Below are 17,256 nucleotides of genomic sequence, written 5' to 3'. Positions count from 1 at the left end.
TTACTCCTTGTGGTACGCGGTGACGCGCTCGACCTCTTCCTTCGAGCCCAGAATCACCGACACGCGCTGGTGCAGGCCTTCAGGCTTGATGTCGAGGATGCGCTGGTAACCGTCGGTGGACACGCCGCCAGCCTGTTCGATGATGAACGACATCGGGTTGGCTTCGTACATCAGGCGCAGCTTGCCCGGCTTGCTTGGGTCGCGGGCGTCGCGCGGGTACATGAACAGGCCGCCACGGGTCAGGATGCGGTGCACGTCGGCCACCATCGAGGCGATCCAGCGCATGTTGTAGTTCTTTTTGAGCGGGCCGGTCTCGCCTGCCAGCAGTTCGCCGACGTAACGTTGAATCGGGGCTTCCCAGTGGCGCTGGTTGGACATGTTGATGGCGAACTCGGCGGTGCTTTCCGGTACGCGAATATTCTCGTGAGTCAGCACGAAGCTGCCCAGTTCGCGGTCCAGGGTGAAGCCTTTGACGCCGTTACCCAAGGTCAGGATCAGCATGGTCTGCGGGCCATAAATGGCGTAACCGGCGGCGACCTGCTCGGTGCCTGGCTGCAGGAAGGCGTTCTCGTTCAGGGTTTCGTTCTGGCTCAGGTACTCGTTAGGGCAACGCAGTACCGAGAAGATGGTGCCGACCGAAACGTTGACGTCGATGTTCGACGAACCGTCCAGTGGGTCGAAGACCAGCAGGTAGGCGCCTTTCGGGTACTTGCCCGGGATCTGGTAGGCATTGTCCATTTCTTCGGAGGCCATGCCGGCCAGGTGACCGCCCCACTCGTTGGCTTCGAGCAGGATATCGTTGGAAATCACGTCCAGTTTCTTCTGGACTTCGCCCTGCACGTTTTCAGTGCCCATGCTGCCCAGCACGCCGCCGAGGGCACCCTTGGACACGTGATGGCTGATTTCCTTGCACGCACGCGCCACCACTTCGATCAGGAAGCGCAGATCGGCAGGGGTATTGTTGCTGCGGGTCTGCTCAATCAGATAGCGACTCAGGGTAACGCGGGACATGTATGGCTCCGAACGGATTGGGGGAGTAAAAACCCCCGCAGTTTACAGGGAGAGTGTCAGGCTAGCGAGTGATGAGACTCGCCACGGCTGTCTGACGGCACAATAGGTCGGTAGTTCAGCCTGCGCCAGGCCGGCTGTCGAGTGGGACTGCTTTGCAGTCCATTCGCGGGGCAAGCCCGCTCCCACAGGTTTTGGGCTGCCTTCAAGGCAACGGAGATCCTGTGGGAGCGGGCTTGCCCCGCGAAGAGGCCGGTACAGGCCTACATCAATCCAGTGCCTTCCAGATCTCCGAGGCATACTCGCGAATGGTCCGGTCCGACGAGAACCAGCCCATCCGCGCCGTGTTCAGCACCGCCATGCGCCACCACTCCTGCGGCGTGTGCCACAGCTCCTCGACCCGCCGCTGGGCATCCCAGTAGGCGTCGAAATCGGCACATACCAGGAAGCGGTCATACGCCACCAGCCCGTCGATCAACCCGGTGTAGCGTGAAGGGTCGTCTGACGAGAACACCCCGCTGCGGATCGCCTGCAGCACATCGTTCAGGCGATTGGACGCCGCGATTGCGGCACTTGCACCAAAATCACCGGAGCGCTTGCGCGCCTCGACCTGCTGCGCGGTCAGCCCGAAGATGAACATGTTGTCGGCGCCCACCTGCTCGCACATTTCCACGTTGGCACCGTCCAGAGTGCCGATGGTCAGCGCGCCGTTCAGGCCGAACTTCATGTTGCTGGTACCGGACGCTTCATAACCGGCCGTGGAAATCTGCTCGGAAAGGTCTGCCGCCGGGATGATGCTTTCGGCAAGGCTGACGTTGTAGTTGGGCAGGAACACCACCTTGAGCAGGCCACGCACGGTCGGGTCGTTGTTCACCACCCGGGCGATGTCGTTGGTCAGCTTGATGATCAGCTTGGCCTGGTGATAACTGGCCGCAGCCTTGCCAGCGAAGATCTTCACCCGTGGCGCCCAGTTGGTGCCGGGGTCGTTACGTATGGCCTGATACAACGCCACGGTGTGCAGCAGGTTGAGCAACTGGCGCTTGTATTCGTGGATGCGCTTGACCTGTACATCGAACAGCGCCTCGGGGTTCACCGTGACACCTATGCGGTCCTGGATGATGCTGGCCAGGGCGCGCTTGCTGTGCAGGCGCTGAGCGGCGAACTGCTTGCGGAAACCGGCCTTGTCAGCGAAGGGCACCAAGCCTGCCAGTAGCCCTTCAGGGTTGTCCTTGAGCTCCGGCCCGAGCGCTTCGACCAGCATCTCGGTAAGCTGCGGGTTGGACTGGTACAACCAGCGGCGGAAGGTAATGCCATTGGTCTTGTTGTTGATCCGGTGCGGGTAGAGCTTGTGCAGCTCGGAGAACACCGTGCTTTTCATCAGCTTGCTGTGCAGCGCCGACACGCCGTTGACGCTGTGCGAACCCAGGAACGCCAGGTTGCCCATGCGCACCCGGCGGCCGTTGTCTTCCTCGATCAACGACACCGCGCGCAACACGTCGAAATCGTGCAGCCCTTTGGCCCGCAATGCGTCGATGTGGTAGGCGTTGATCAGGTAGATGATCTGCATGTGCCGCGGCAGCATGCGCTCCATCAGTGCGACCGGCCAGGTTTCCAGAGCTTCGGGCAGCAACGTGTGGTTGGTGTAGGCGAGCGTGCCAACGGTCAGCTCCCAGGCCTTTTCCCACGGCACTTCATGCTGATCCACCAGCAGCCGCATCAGCTCTGCCACGGCAATCGAAGGGTGCGTGTCATTGAGCTGGATGGCCGCCGCATCGGGCAGGTTGAGCAGGTCTTTGTGCATGTTCAGGTGGCGGCGCAGCAAGTCCTGCAGCGAAGCCGACACGAAGAAGTATTCCTGGCGCAGGCGCAGTTCCTGGCCGGCCTCGGTACTGTCGGCCGGATACAGCACGCGCGAAATGCTCTCAGCCCGCGCCACTTCGGCCACAGCGCCCAGGTGGTCGCCCGCGTTGAAGCGCTCCAGGTGCAACTCTTCGAGGGCTCGGGCACGCCACAGGCGCAAGGTATTTACGCTTGCACCGCGCCAGCCGACCACCGGCGTGTCATAAGCCACCGCACGCACCGTTTCGCCCGGCGACCACACCTGACGCTGCTGGCCGCGGCTGTCGTGCACCGTTTCAACGCTACCGCCAAAGCTGATCGGGTAGATCACCTCGGCGCGCTCGAACTCCCAGGGGTTGCCGAAATCCAGCCAGTTCTCGGTCTGCTCTTGCTGCCAGCCGTCGACGATGGCCTGACGGAACAAGCCATGCTCGTAGCGGATACCATAGCCGTGGGCGGCGATACCCAGGGTCGACATGCTTTCCATGAAGCAGGCCGCCAGGCGGCCCAGGCCGCCGTTACCCAGCGCAGCGTCGGGTTCGAGCAGGCGGATGCGCTCCAGGTCAACATTCAACCCTTCCAGTGCATCCCGGGCGATATCCAGCAGCCCCAGGTTGCTAAGGCTGTCGTACAGCAGGCGGCCGATAAGAAATTCCAGCGAGAGGTAGTAAACCCGCTTCTGGCTGCGTCTATAGGCCTGGCGAGTGTGGTCCATCCAGTGGTCGACCATGTGTTCGCGCGCAGCCAGGGCGATGGCTTCGAACCAGTCATGGTCAAAGGCGTGCTCCGGGTCCTTGCCGACCGCGTAGGTCAGCTTGTTGAGTACAGCGGCACGAAAATCCGCGACTTCGGCGTCACGTGCTTTGGGTTCCTGGGACATGCGGCATCCTCGGGCAAGTTGACGAGAGCGGAGGGAGATAGATGAGACTAGACCCTTCGACAGGGAGTGACAGTTACTGTTCGCAGTTTTCATGCCCACTCTGCGAATCCGGCAAAAGGTTGTTCATAATTTGAACAATTCCGGTATCATCGCGCGCCCCAAGACCGTGATACACCCTATAAAGATGAAAACGACCCTGATCGCCGCCGCCGAAGTCGACCGCCTGGAGACTTGGCAGCGCTACGCCAGCCACATGTGCCACGGCTGCCATTCGACCTGCTGCACCCTGCCGGTAGAGGTGAAGATCAAGGATCTGATCCGTATCGGCGTGGTGGACGAGTTCGAAAAAGACGAACCGCCGAAGAACGTGGCCAAGCGCCTGCAGAAAGACGGCATCATCGAGCGCTTCAACCAGAAGTCGGGGATCTTCACCCTGACCCGGATGAGCAACGACGACTGCATGTACCTGGATCGTAAAAGCCGCTTGTGCACCATTTATGACAAGCGCCCGGATACCTGCCGCAACCACCCCAAGGTCGGGCCGCGGCCTGGGTATTGTGCGTATAAGCCCAAGGTGGTTGGGCGCTGATCTTCAGCCTTCAAGGGCCTCTTCGCGGGCAAGCCCGCGAAGAAGCCAACGCAAATTCTGAAGGCATAAAAAAACGCCCCCGGCCTTTCGACCGGGGGCGTTTTCATTCAGCCGGAACTAACTTAGCTGTTCTTGGCTTTCTTGGCGGCGCGGGTACGCTCGCTTTCGTCCAGGATCTTCTTGCGAAGACGGATGGACTTCGGCGTTACTTCGCACAGCTCGTCTTCCTGGATGTATTCCAGAGCCTGTTCCAGGGTGAAGCGAACAGGTGGAACCAGAGCGATGACTTCGTCTTTACCCGAAGCACGCATGTTGTCGAGCTTCTTGCCCTTGGTAGGGTTGACGCCCAGGTCGTTGTCGCGGCTGTTCTGGCCTACGATCTGACCGTTGTAGATCTCTTGGCCGTGCTCGACGAACAGCTTGCCGCGCGCCTGCAGGGTTTCCAGCGAGTAGGTCAGCGCCTTGCCGGTTTCGACCGAAACCAGTACGCCGTTCTGACGGCCGGACATGTGGCCGGACTTCACGGTGTCGTAGCGATCGAAGATCGAAGTCAGGATGCCTGCGCCGTTGGTCAGGGTCAGGAACTGGTTACGGAAACCGATCAGACCACGTGCCGGGATGTTGTATTCCAGGCGTACACGGCCCTTGCCATCCGGGACCATGTTGGTCAGGTCGCCTTTACGCAGACCCATCTCTTCCATGACCTTGCCCTGCGCTTCTTCAGGGATGTCGATGGTGACGTTTTCGAACGGTTCCTGACGCACGCCGTTCACTTCACGGATGATCACTTCAGGACGGCCCAGGGCCAGTTCGAAGCCTTCGCGACGCATGGTTTCGATCAGTACCGAGAGGTGCAGCTCGCCGCGGCCCGAGACCTTGAACTTGTCTGGGGAGTCGGTTTCTTCAACGCGCAGGGCTACGTTGTACAGCAGCTCCTTGTCCAGACGGTCCTTGATGTTACGGCTGGTGACGAACTTGCCTTCCTTGCCGCAGAACGGCGAGTCGTTGACCTGGAAGGTCATCGAAACGGTAGGCTCGTCAACGGTCAGCGGCTTCATCGCCTCAACGGCAGTCGGGTCGCACAGGGTGTCGGAGATGAACAGCTCGTCGAAACCGCTGATGCAGACGATGTCGCCAGCCAGGGCTTCTTCGACGTCAACGCGGTGCAGGCCGTGGTGGCCCATCAGTTTCAGGATACGGCCGTTACGCTTCTTGCCGTTGGCGTCGATGGCAACAACCGGGGTGTTCGGCTTGATGCGACCACGGGCAATACGGCCAACACCGATAACACCCAGGAAGCTGTTGTAGTCCAGAGCGGAGATTTGCATCTGGAACGGGCCGTCACGGTCAACAGCTGGCGCTGGAACGTGGTCGATGACCGCCTGGTACAGCGGGGTCATGTCTTCGGCCATTTCGGTGTGGTCCAGACCGGCAATGCCGTTCAGGGCCGAGGCGTAGACAACTTTGAAGTCCAGCTGTTCGTCGGTAGCACCGAGGTTGTCGAACAGGTCGAAGATCTGGTCCAGAACCCAGTCAGGACGTGCGCCCGGGCGGTCAACCTTGTTGATCACGACGATTGGCTTCAGGCCAGCTTCGAAAGCCTTTTTGGTCACGAAGCGGGTTTGCGGCATCGGGCCGTCTTGAGCGTCGACCAGCAGCAGTACGGAGTCAACCATCGACATTACACGCTCAACCTCGCCACCGAAGTCGGCGTGGCCGGGGGTGTCGACGATGTTGATGTGGTAGCCGTTCCAGTTGATGGCGGTGTTTTTCGCCAGAATGGTAATACCGCGCTCTTTTTCCTGGTCGTTGGAGTCCATGACGCGCTCGTCGTTGAGCTCGTTACGCTCCAGAGTGCCGGACTGACGCAGGAGTTTGTCGACCAGGGTGGTTTTACCATGGTCAACGTGGGCGATGATGGCGATGTTACGCAGATTTTCGATCACAAGTGTATCTCGATCAGAGGATTCGGTTGCCGCCTATTGTAGGCGGCCAATATGTACTGTTTAAGGCTCAGCGGGCCCGGCGGTCGGGAGGGCGATGGCGGATACTGCCGCCATACAGCCCCGGCGTCTTATGTCGGACGATAAACACGCACATTGGCATGTCCCTCACTGAGCAGATGGTGTGCGTGCAAACGGCTCATCACACCCTTGTCGCAATACAGCAAGTACTGGCGCGTAGGGTCCAGGTGCTTGAACTTGCTGTTGATGGCATAAAACGGCATGGCCTGGACTTCGATACCTTCCAGCACCAGAGGTTCGTCTTCCTGGGCATCAGGGTGACGAATGTCGATAACGATCTGGCCTGGCAGCGCCTCGGCCACTTCCTCGATTTCGATGTCCTTGCCCAGTTCATCGATCACGTGGTCGATGGAAATGAACTTGGCGCGCTCCAGGGCACGCTCCAGCACGGCCATGTCGAACTGCTTTTCTTCGTGCTCCATGCGATGACGCTTGGCATGGGTGGTCGGGTTCACCGAGATCACACCACAGTATTCCGGCATGTGCTTGGCGAAATCGGCGGTTCCGATTTCGGTGGCCTGGTCGATGATGTCCTGCTTGTGGCTGGCCAGCAGCGGGCGCAACACCAGCTTGTCGGTGGCCGAGTCGATGATCGACAGGTTCGGCAGGGTCTGGCTTGACACCTGGGAAATTGCCTCACCGGTTACCAGCGCCTCGATCTGCAGGCGGTCGGCCATGTGCGCGGCGCCTCGCAGCATCATGCGCTTGAGGGTCACGCCCATGTAGCTGTTGTCGACCTTGTTGAGGATCTCGCCGACCACTTCTTCAAACGGCACGCTGATAAACAGCACGCGCTGGCTGCTGCCGTACTTCTTCCACAGGTAGTGGGCCACTTCCATTACGCCCAGCTCGTGGGCACGGCCGCCGAGGTTGAAGAAACAGAAATGGGTCATCAGGCCACGGCGCATCATCTGGTAGGCCGCCACGGTGGAGTCGAAGCCACCGGACATCAGCACCAGCGTCTGCTCCAGGGCACCCAGCGGATAGCCACCAATGCCGTTGTGCTGGTTGTGAATCACGAACAGGCGCTGATTGCGGATCTCCATGCGCACCACGACTTCAGGCGTCTTCAGGTCGATACCCGATGCGCCGCACTGCTGGCGCAGCTGGCTGCCGACGTAGCGGTCGACGTCCATCGAGGTGAAGTCGTGGTGGCCGCCGCGCTTGCAGCGCACTGAAAAGCGCTTGCCGGCCAGCAGGTGACCGAAGTGCTGCTTGCACTTGGCAACGATGTCGTCGAAGTCACCCAGCGGGTATTCCTCTACCTGCAGGAAGTGGGTGATACCCGGGGTGCAGGTGAGGCGTTCGATGATCTCGCGCTGGACCTTTTCGTCTTCGACGCGGGTGACCACTTCGAGATTGTCCCAGACACCATCGACCGCGAGCTCAGGATCGAGGTCCTTGAGCACGTTGCGGATGTTCTTGGCGAGCTGGCGGATGAAGCGCTTGCGCACCGGCCGGCTCTTGATGGTGATTTCTGGGAAGACTTTGACGATAAGTTTCATTGGTTAACAGCGCGCGCAGGGCCTGCCGAAAATGTGGGGCGCGAATTATATCGGAAATTGCTCAGGATTTGACCAACTTTTGATCAGAAGCTTTCAGATAAATGCAGGGGGTGAGTTTTGTGGCGCCTGTTCCGGCCCTTTCGCGGCGGTTCGGCGCTCCGACACGCCCGCTCCCACAGGGACTGCACAAATTTCGAGGGCTGTGAGATTCCTGTGGGAGCGGGCGCGCCCGCGAAGAGGCCCTCAAAGCAAGCACACCACTCAAGCAGTGCACCATATCAGTGCGCCTCAACCAAAATTCGCATCTTAAGGGTGCACTTTTCCGGGCCAACCCAACACCAAATGCCCCGAAACGCCTCCTTTTATCCCCCGCTCGCCATTTTCGGGCACTGGCATGCAATTTGCTCCCTTGTGAGGCAGGTAAGCTTGGCCGACTATCCGCGCCCGGCAACACCCTTTTTCCAGGGCAGCGGCCCACCGCGCTCTAGACCATCCGGAGGACAACATGTCGAAGTCGGTTCAACTCATCAAAGATCATGACGTCAAGTGGATTGATCTGCGTTTCACGGACACCAAAGGCATTCAGCACCACGTGACCATGCCGTCGCGTGACGCACTGGATGAAGACTTCTTCGAAGTCGGCAAGATGTTCGACGGCTCCTCCATCGCTGGCTGGAAAGGCATCGAAGCTTCCGACATGATCCTGATGCCGGTCGACGACACTGCCGTACTGGACCCGTTCACCGAAGAACCAACCCTGATCATCACCTGCGACATCGTCGACCCGTCGAGCATGCAGGGCTACGATCGCGACCCACGTGCGATCGCCAAGCGTGCCGAAGAGTACCTGAAGAGCACCGGCATCGGTGACACCGTATTCGCAGGCCCGGAGCCAGAGTTCTTCATCTTCGACGAAGTGAAGTTCCACTCGGACATCTCCGGCTCGATGTTCAAGATCTTCTCCGAGCAAGGCTCGTGGATGACCGGCGCTGACGTGGAAGGCGGCAACAAAGGCCACCGTCCAGGCGTGAAAGGCGGTTACTTCCCGGTTCCGCCGTTCGACCACGACCACGAAATCCGTACTGCCATGTGCAACGCACTGGAAGAAATGGGCCAGATCGTTGAAGTTCACCACCACGAAGTGGCGACTGCCGGCCAGAACGAAATCGGCGTCAAGTTCAACACCCTGGTGAAGAAAGCTGACGAAGTACAGGCCCTGAAATACGTCGTGCACAACGTTGCCGACGCTTACGGCCGTACCGCCACCTTCATGCCGAAGCCACTGTACGGTGACAACGGTTCGGGCATGCACGTGCACATGTCGATCTGGAAAGACGGCAAAAATACCTTCTCGGGTGAAGGCTATGCCGGCCTGTCCGACACCGCCCTGTACTTCATCGGCGGTATCATCAAGCACGGTAAGGCCCTGAACGGCTTCACCAACCCGTCGACCAACTCCTACAAGCGTCTGGTCCCAGGCTTCGAAGCCCCGGTAATGCTGGCCTACTCGGCTCGCAACCGTTCCGCCTCGATCCGTATTCCTTACGTCGGCAGCCCGAAAGCCCGCCGTATCGAAGCACGCTTCCCGGACCCATCGGCCAACCCGTACCTGGCCTTCGCGGCCCTGCTGATGGCTGGCCTGGACGGCATCCAGAACAAGATCCACCCAGGCGATGCTGCCGACAAGAACCTGTACGACCTGCCACCAGAAGAGGCCAAGGACATTCCGCAAGTCTGCGGCAGCCTGAAAGAAGCCCTGGAAGAGCTGGACAAAGGCCGTGCGTTCCTGACCAAGGGCGGCGTGTTCTCCGATGACTTCATCGATGCCTTTATCGACCTGAAGAGCGAAGAAGAGATCAAGGTACGTACCTTCGTACACCCGCTGGAATACGAGCTGTACTACAGCTGCTGATCTGATCGACGCCTGGCGTCGATGACATGATCAAGACGGCCTCCTCCGGGAGGCCGTTTTCGTTTCTGCTGCCTGCAGAAATTTCCCCCGCCACGCTATGCTCTATCTTGGTGCAAGATTTAGCGGCGTGCCCTGATTTGCTCCCCAATCTGGTTCAGATTAAACGATTCATCAAGACTTTCTGATCCGAAAGTGCGCAGATACAGGCCTTTATCGGCCAATCCCGCTTCTTTTCGGAGCTTTGGTTTGTTTCTTGCATTTTCTTCCAAGAGAGTCTCGCATCAGCCGATGCACCCCGAGCCCGGCCCTGGCCAAAAAAGTGCCAGGCAAGCGCCAAAAGAGGTCACCGACGCCTTATGACCATCAGCGATGCACAGCACCGCCTGCTTCTGGACAACCTGACCACCGCCACGCTGCTGCTTAACGCCGAGCTGCGCCTGGAGTACATGAACCCGGCTGCCGAAATGCTGCTGGCGGTCAGTGGCCAGCGCAGCCATGGGCAGTTCATCAGCGAACTGTTCACCGAATCGACCGAAGCGCTCAGCTCGTTGCGCCAGGCGGTGGAGCAGGCGCACCCGTTCACCAAGCGCGAAGCGCAACTTACGTCGCTGACCGGGCAGACCATCACCGTCGACTACGCGGTAACACCGATCCTGCACCAGGGCCAGACCCTGCTGTTGCTCGAAGTGCACCCGCGTGACCGGCTGCTGCGCATCACCAAGGAAGAGGCCCAGCTGAGCAAGCAGGAAACCACCAAGATGCTGGTGCGCGGCCTGGCCCACGAAATCAAGAACCCCCTTGGCGGTATCCGCGGCGCAGCCCAGTTGCTGGCGCGTGAGCTGCCCGAGGAAGGTCTGCGCGACTACACCAACGTGATCATCGAAGAGGCCGACCGCCTGCGTAACCTGGTCGACCGCATGCTCGGTTCGAACAAGCTGCCATCGCTGGCCATGACCAACATCCACGAAGTGCTTGAGCGGGTCTGCAGCCTGGTCGATGCCGAAAGCCAGGGTTGCATCACTTTGGTGCGCGATTACGACCCAAGCCTGCCGGACGTACTGATCGACCGCGAGCAGATGATCCAGGCCGTACTCAACATCGTGCGTAATGCCATGCAGGCGATCAGTTCGCAGAACGAACTGCGCCTGGGCCGCATCACCCTGCGCAGCCGCGCCTTGCGCCAGTTCACCATCGGCCATGTGCGCCATCGGCTGGTCGCGCGGGTGGAAATCATCGATAACGGCCCGGGCATCGCGCCGGAACTGCAAGACACCCTCTTCTATCCCATGGTCAGCGGCCGCCCGGACGGTACCGGGCTGGGCCTGGCCATTACCCAGAACATCATCAGCCAGCACCAGGGCCTGATCGAGTGTGAAAGCCACGCAGGCCACACCGCCTTCTCGATCTACCTGCCCCTGGAACAAGGAGCCACCGCCTCATGAGCCGAAGTGAAACCGTATGGATCGTCGACGATGATCGCTCCATCCGCTGGGTCCTGGAAAAAGCCCTGCAACAGGAGGGCATGACCACCCAGAGCTTCGACAGCGCAGATGGTGTCATGGGCCGCCTGGCACGCCAGCAGCCGGACGTGATCATTTCCGACATCCGCATGCCGGGCGCCAGCGGCCTTGACCTGCTGGCACAGATCCGCGAACACCACCCGCGCCTGCCGGTCATCATCATGACCGCCCATTCAGACCTCGACAGCGCCGTAGCGTCTTATCAGGGTGGTGCCTTCGAGTACCTGCCCAAGCCGTTCGATGTCGACGAAGCCGTCTCGCTGGTCAAGCGCGCCAACCAGCATGCCCAGGAGCAGCAAGGCCTGGATGTGCCACAGAAACTGGCGCGCACACCGGAAATCATTGGTGAAGCCCCGGCGATGCAGGAGGTGTTCCGCGCCATCGGCCGCCTCAGCCATTCCAACATCACCGTGCTGATCAACGGCGAGTCCGGTACCGGTAAAGAGCTGGTGGCCCACGCCCTGCACCGTCACAGCCCGCGTGCGGCATCGCCGTTCATTGCCCTTAACATGGCGGCCATCCCGAAGGACTTGATGGAGTCCGAACTGTTCGGCCATGAGAAAGGTGCCTTCACCGGTGCTGCCAACCTGCGCCGGGGCCGCTTTGAACAGGCCGATGGCGGCACCTTGTTCCTCGACGAAATCGGAGACATGCCCGCCGATACCCAGACTCGCCTGCTGCGAGTGCTGGCCGATGGCGAGTTCTACCGGGTTGGCGGCCATGTGCCGGTCAAGGTCGACGTGCGCATCATTGCCGCCACGCACCAGAACCTGGAGTCGCTGGTGCAGGCCGGCAAGTTCCGTGAGGACTTGTTCCACCGCCTGAACGTGATTCGTATCCACATCCCGCGCCTGGCTGACCGCCGTGAGGATATCCCTGCCCTCGCCCGCCACTTCCTCGCCCGCGCCGCTCAGGAGTTGGCGGTCGAGCCGAAGGTGCTCAAGCCGGAGACCGAAGAGTTCATCCGCAACCTGCCGTGGCCGGGCAACGTGCGGCAGATGGAGAACACCTGCCGCTGGATCACCGTGATGGCTTCCAGCCGCGAGGTGCTGATCGGCGACCTTCCGCCCGAGCTGCTGAATCTGCCCCAGGATGCCGCGCCGGTGACCAACTGGGAGCAGGCCCTGCGCCAATGGGCCGACCAGGCGTTGGCGCGTGGGCAGACCAACCTGCTGGACAGCGCGGTGCCGAGCTTTGAACGGATCATGATCGAGACCGCGCTCAAGCACACGGCCGGACGGCGCCGGGATGCGGCGTTGCTGCTGGGTTGGGGGCGTAACACCCTGACGCGCAAGATCAAGGAGCTGGGCATGAATGTGGCGGGTGGTGATGACGAGGAAGGTGACGAACACTGACTCTCGGTAATTCTGCAAGATCCTTGGGGCTGCTGCGCAGCCCATCGCGACACAAGGCCGCTCCTACAGGAGAACGCAATCCTCTGTAGGAGCGGCCTTGTGTCACGATGGGCCGCAAAGCGGCCCCAGCCATTTCAGCCCCCGATGCACCGATCCTGTGCCCGATGCACCTCGCGAAGGCACAAATCCCTTCAAAACCCGACCAAATCCCCCTCAAAGCCCAGTATTTCCGGGTTTTGCAAAACTGGCACGCCCCCTGCAATAGCTAATACATATCCAGTTTCGGGGGCCCTGGTACAGGCAGGCCGGGTGAACCCCTCTTTTATTTGCAGCACCGCCCGTTTCGGGGACCTCGGTACAGGCAGGCCGGGCCATCCCCTCTTTACACGCAATACGCCGTAGCCCTTTTTGGGGACCCTGGTACAGGCAGGCCGGGATATCCCCTCTTTTATTCGTGCAGTTTCACTTGCACCCGCCAACGCCCATCGTCCTCTGCACCGGCCCACTCGCCGTGCAGGGGACGCGCGGCAACCACCGTCAGCAACAACCCTTCTTCAGTCTTCTGCACCCGCCAACTGACCGGTTTGCCCTGCAGGCTCAATTGTCCCTGTCGGGCCTTGCCCTGGGCCTGGAACAACAGCGCAACCGTGCCTTCCACGTGCTCCCCATGCAGCTTGGGTTCTTCGTTGAACCACAGCGTCAGGCCATCCTGTACCACCTCCACCTGCTGCAGCTCTCGCTCGTCGGGCGCAGTCAGGCGGCCGATCATCAGCCCTACCATCAAGCCTACAATCGCCAGCGACAGCATTACCCGCGGGAAGGCCTTCGAACGCACGTCCGGTTCAGGGGTAGAATGCCCGTCATCTTCACGCTTGGAGCCGTGCATGTTTCACGTCATCCTTTTTCAACCAGAAATTCCGCCGAATACCGGCAACATCATTCGCCTGTGCGCCAACAGCGGCTGCCACCTGCACCTGATCGAACCCATCAGCTTCGAACTGGATGACAAGCGCCTGCGGCGCGCGGGGCTGGATTACCATGAGTATGCCACGCTCAAGCGCCACGAGAGCCTGGCCGGATGCCTGGAAAGCCTGGGTAATCCGCGGCTTTTCGCGTTTACCACCAAAGGCTCGCACCCTTTCCATGAAGTGGCCTATCAGCCGGGCGACGCTTTTTTGTTCGGGCCAGAGAGCCGTGGGTTGCCGGCCGAGGTGCTGGACAGCCTGCCGACCGAGCAACGCCTGCGCCTGCCGATGCGGCCGGGGTGCCGGAGCCTGAACCTGTCCAATACCGTGGCGGTGACGGTGTATGAGGCCTGGCGGCAAAACGGCTTTGCCGGTAGCTGATCTTTCACCTGCAAGGGCCCTTTCGCGGGCTCGCCCGCTCCCACAGGTACTCTGCCGATCTTGAGACTTGCACCTCACCTGTGGGAGCGGGCATGCCCGAGAAAGGGCCGGAACAGGCAACAAAAAAGCGCCCCGAGAGGCGCTTTTTTGATACTGAGCAGTTATTACTGCACAGTCGGCGCTTCGCCCGCTTCCTGCATGCGCTGCATTTCTTGCGCGTACAGGGCGTCGAAGTTGACCGGCGACAGCATCAGGGCCGGGAACGAACCGCGGGTCACCAGGCTGTCCAGGGTCTCACGGGCGTACGGGAACAGGATGTTCGGGCAGAACGCACCTAAGGTGTGGCTCATCGAAGCCGCATCCAGGTTGGCGATCAGGAAGATACCGGCCTGCTGCACTTCAGCAATGAACGCCACTTCATCACCGTTTTTCACGGTAACCGACAGGGTCAGTACCACTTCGTGGAAGTCACCTTCCAGGGCTTTCTGCTTGGTGTTCAAGTCCAGCCCAACGCTCGGCTCCCAGGTCTGACGGAAGATCTGCGGGCTTTTCGGGGCTTCGAACGACAGGTCGCGCACGTAGATGCGCTGCAGGGAGAACTGAGGGCTGTTGTCTTCTGCAGCAGCGCCGTTGGTCTGTTGGTCAGTCATGGCAGATCCTTATCCTAATGTTTTTGAATGCAGTGCAAATCAGGCCGCCAGCAGCGCGTCGAGCTTGCCGGCGCGCTCCAGGGCATAGAGGTCATCGCATCCACCGACATGGGTGCTGCCGATCCAGATCTGCGGCACCGACGTACGACCAGCCTTCTGGCTCATCTCGGCGCGAACCTGCGGCTTGCCGTCGACCTTGATTTCCTCGAAGGCCACGCCTTTGCTCTCAAGCAGGTGCTTGGCGCGCATGCAGTAGGGGCAGTAGTCGCTGGAATAGACGATGACGGGCTTCATATCACTTCACCAGGGGCAGGTTATCGGCTTTCCAGCTGGAAACGCCACCGCTCAGTTTGGCAGCGGTGTAGCCAGCCTTGAGCAGCTCGCGGCAGTGGGTGCCGGACTGCTGGCCCATTGCGTCGACGACGATCAGGGTCTTCTCTTTGTGTTTGTCCAGCTCGCTCATGCGGGCGGCCAGCTTGTCCTGCGGAATGTTGATCGCACCGACGATGTGGCCGGCGGCGTATTCCTTGGCAGTACGGATGTCGAGGACCAGGCCCTTGTCGGCATTGACCAGGGCGGTCAGTTGGCCATTGCTCAGGCTCTGGCCGCCGCGGCGGATTTCATTGAGCAGCAGCAGGACCAGCAGAACAACGAAGATCGCAACCAGGATGTAGTGATCTGTCGCGAATTGAATCAGGTGAGCAACCATCAGCGGTGTTCCAGGCGATTGAAAATGCCGGCCAGTATACACAGCCCCCCAGTACCACCAAAGCCCGACGGGCCGGCCGCAAAGGTACCTTCATGTTGCCACATTGGCCGCGCTGGTCAGGGAACAGGACGAATATTCGCCGCAGGTGGCGTATTTGCCCTAAAATGCGTGTCTTTATCATCTTTGAACAACCGTGAGTTTGATTGATGACGAGTACGCCCAAACCCCTGGTCCTGATCATCCTGGATGGCTTCGGCCACAGCGAAATCCCCGAACACAACGCCATCTTTGCCGCCAATACGCCGGTCTATGATCGCCTGCGCGCCACCCAGCCGCATGGCCTCATTTCCGGCTCGGGCATGGATGTCGGCCTGCCGGACGGGCAGATGGGCAACTCTGAAGTCGGTCACATGAACCTGGGGGCCGGCCGCGTCGTCTACCAGGACTTCACCCGCGTTACCAAGGCCATCCGCGATGGCGAGTTCTTCGAGAACCCGGTGCTCACCGGTGCCGTGGACAAGGCCGCGAGTGCCGGCAAGGCCGTGCACATCCTCGGCCTGCTGTCCGATGGTGGCGTGCACAGCCACCAGGACCACCTGGTGGCCATGGCCGAACTGGCTGCGCAGCGCGGTGCAGAAAAGATCTACCTGCACGCCTTCCTCGATGGCCGCGACACCCCGCCACGCAGCGCACAGTCGTCCATCGAACTGCTCGACGCCACCTTCGCCAAACTGGGCAAGGGCCGCATCGCCAGCCTGATCGGCCGCTACTTCGCCATGGACCGCGACAACCGCTGGGACCGTGTCAGCGCCGCCTACAACCTGATCGTCGACAGCGCCGCCGAGTACACCGCCGACACCGCCCTGGCCGGCCTGGAAGCAGCCTACGCCCGTGACGAGAGCGACGAGTTCGTCAAAGCCACCCGTATTGGTGAGGCGGTCAAGGTTGAAGATGGCGACGCCGTGATCTTCATGAACTTCCGCGCCGACCGCGCCCGCGAGCTGTCGCGCGCGTTTGTCGAAGCCGACTTCAACGAGTTCCCGCGTGCCCGCCTGCCTAAGGTGGCCGCCTACATCGGCCTGACCCAGTACTCGGCCAAGATCCCGGCGCCGGCGGCCTTTGCACCTTCCAGCCTGAACAACGTGCTCGGCGAGTACCTGGCGAAAAACGGCAAGACCCAACTGCGCATTGCCGAGACCGAGAAGTACGCCCACGTTACCTTCTTCTTCTCCGGTGGCCGCGAAGAACCGTTCGAAGGTGAAGAACGCATCCTGATTCCGTCGCCGAAGGTCGCCACCTACGACCTGCAGCCGGAAATGAACGCGCCGGAAGTGACCGATCGAATTGTCGAAGCCATCGAACAGCAGCGTTTCGACGTGATCGTGGTCAACTACGCCAACGGCGACATGGTTGGCCATACAGGCGTGTTCGACGCGGCGGTCAAAGCAGTCGAGGCGCTGGATACCTGCGTAGGGCGCATTGTAGAGGCGCTGGCCAAAGTTGACGGCGAAGCGCTGATCACCGCCGACCACGGCAACGTCGAGCAGATGGAAGACGAGTGCACCGGCCAGGCGCACACTGCGCACACCACTGAGCCGGTACCGTTCATCTATGTGGGCAAGCGCAATGTGAAAGTGCGTGACGGCGGCGTGCTGGCTGATGTTGCGCCGACCATGCTGAAGCTGCTGGGGCTGGAAAAGCCTGCGGAAATGACCGGTACATCGATTCTGGTAGACGCCTGAATCGGCGTATTGGGGCCGCTTTGCGGCCCTTCGCGGGCACGCCCGCTCCCACCGGATCGGCGATACACCCCGCTTTTGTGGGAGCGGGCGTGCCCGCGAAGGGCTGCGAAGCAGCCCCAATAACGCATGAATTCCAGACAAACGCCTCGCTACACTGGCAGCGAGGCGTTTTTTTTG

The 17,256-nt window shown here is 60.7% G+C and carries 14 protein-coding genes; 6 read left to right on the top strand and 8 right to left on the bottom strand.

Annotation, left to right across the window (positions count from 1 at the left end):
* On the bottom strand, positions 1-1,011 hold the full coding sequence (locus P0Y58_04085) for a class 1 fructose-bisphosphatase (GenBank protein WEK31384.1): 1,011 nt from the start codon (positions 1,009-1,011) through the stop codon (positions 1-3).
* Positions 1,012-1,276: 265 nt separating this feature from the next.
* Positions 1,277-3,727 carry a glycogen/starch/alpha-glucan phosphorylase gene (locus P0Y58_04080; protein ID WEK31383.1) on the bottom strand — a complete coding sequence of 817 codons (2,451 nt, stop codon included), beginning with the start codon at positions 3,725-3,727 and terminating at the stop codon, positions 1,277-1,279.
* A 184-nt stretch (positions 3,728-3,911) separates the two neighbouring features.
* Between P0Y58_04080 and P0Y58_04075 the strand changes: the two genes are divergently transcribed.
* Entirely contained in the window at positions 3,912-4,316 is a 405-nt protein-coding gene (locus P0Y58_04075; protein WEK31382.1) for a YkgJ family cysteine cluster protein, read from the top strand.
* A gap of 122 nt (positions 4,317-4,438) precedes the next feature.
* Here the strand turns inward: P0Y58_04075 and typA are convergent, their stop codons facing one another.
* Together typA and thiI are read right to left on the bottom strand one after the other, a co-directional pair.
* On the bottom strand, positions 4,439-6,262 hold the full coding sequence (gene typA / locus P0Y58_04070) for a translational GTPase TypA (GenBank protein ID WEK31381.1): 1,824 nt from the start codon (positions 6,260-6,262) through the stop codon (positions 4,439-4,441).
* Between the two features lie 128 nt (positions 6,263-6,390).
* Positions 6,391-7,845 (bottom strand): tRNA 4-thiouridine(8) synthase ThiI, encoded by a 1,455-nt coding sequence (thiI, locus tag P0Y58_04065; GenBank protein ID WEK31380.1) that lies wholly within the window; start codon positions 7,843-7,845, stop codon positions 6,391-6,393.
* A gap of 505 nt (positions 7,846-8,350) precedes the next feature.
* On the opposite strand from thiI, the gene glnA reads away from it, so the two are divergent.
* From glnA to ntrC, 3 genes are all read left to right on the top strand, one after another.
* Entirely contained in the window at positions 8,351-9,757 is a 1,407-nt protein-coding gene (gene glnA, locus P0Y58_04060) for a type I glutamate--ammonia ligase (protein WEK31379.1), read from the top strand.
* 356 nt (positions 9,758-10,113) lie between these two features.
* Positions 10,114-11,199, top strand: coding sequence for a nitrogen regulation protein NR(II) (glnL, locus tag P0Y58_04055; protein ID WEK31378.1), 1,086 nt, complete (start codon positions 10,114-10,116; stop codon positions 11,197-11,199).
* On the top strand, positions 11,196-12,632 hold the full coding sequence (gene ntrC, locus P0Y58_04050; GenBank protein WEK31377.1) for a nitrogen regulation protein NR(I): 1,437 nt from the start codon (positions 11,196-11,198) through the stop codon (positions 12,630-12,632). The genes glnL and ntrC overlap by 4 nt, the downstream gene beginning before the upstream one ends.
* A 448-nt stretch (positions 12,633-13,080) precedes the next feature.
* Here the strand turns inward: ntrC and P0Y58_04045 are convergent, their stop codons facing one another.
* Positions 13,081-13,518, bottom strand: a complete 438-nt coding sequence (locus P0Y58_04045) for a hypothetical protein (GenBank protein WEK31376.1) — start codon at positions 13,516-13,518, stop codon at positions 13,081-13,083.
* On the opposite strand from P0Y58_04045, the gene trmL reads away from it, so the two are divergent.
* Complete coding sequence (gene trmL, locus P0Y58_04040) at positions 13,517-13,978, top strand: tRNA (uridine(34)/cytosine(34)/5-carboxymethylaminomethyluridine(34)-2'-O)-methyltransferase TrmL (protein WEK31375.1); 462 nt, start codon at positions 13,517-13,519, stop codon at positions 13,976-13,978. The genes P0Y58_04045 and trmL overlap by 2 nt on opposite strands.
* A 164-nt stretch (positions 13,979-14,142) precedes the next feature.
* Here the strand turns inward: trmL and secB are convergent, their stop codons facing one another.
* Genes secB through P0Y58_04025 form a run of 3 tightly spaced genes read right to left on the bottom strand, consistent with a single transcriptional unit; the run spans position 14,143 to position 15,337 of the window.
* Positions 14,143-14,628, bottom strand: a complete 486-nt coding sequence (gene secB / locus P0Y58_04035; protein ID WEK31374.1) for a protein-export chaperone SecB — start codon at positions 14,626-14,628, stop codon at positions 14,143-14,145.
* 39 nt (positions 14,629-14,667) lie between these two features.
* A complete protein-coding gene (grxC, locus tag P0Y58_04030) occupies positions 14,668-14,922 on the bottom strand; it encodes a glutaredoxin 3 (GenBank protein WEK31373.1) in 255 nt (84 codons plus the stop codon).
* Between the two features lies 1 nt (position 14,923).
* A complete protein-coding gene (locus tag P0Y58_04025; protein WEK31372.1) occupies positions 14,924-15,337 on the bottom strand; it encodes a rhodanese-like domain-containing protein in 414 nt (137 codons plus the stop codon).
* A gap of 206 nt (positions 15,338-15,543) precedes the next feature.
* Between P0Y58_04025 and gpmI the strand changes: the two genes are divergently transcribed.
* Positions 15,544-17,079, top strand: a complete 1,536-nt coding sequence (gene gpmI, locus P0Y58_04020; GenBank protein WEK31371.1) for a 2,3-bisphosphoglycerate-independent phosphoglycerate mutase — start codon at positions 15,544-15,546, stop codon at positions 17,077-17,079.
* The last annotated feature ends 177 nt before the right edge of the window (positions 17,080-17,256 follow it).

This window comes from Candidatus Pseudomonas phytovorans (assembly GCA_029202525.1).
GTDB classification, from domain to species: Bacteria; Pseudomonadota; Gammaproteobacteria; order Pseudomonadales; family Pseudomonadaceae; genus Aquipseudomonas; species Aquipseudomonas phytovorans.
Note: the sequence above shows the minus strand (reverse complement) of the source record. Positions and strands in the feature narration are given on the sequence as shown.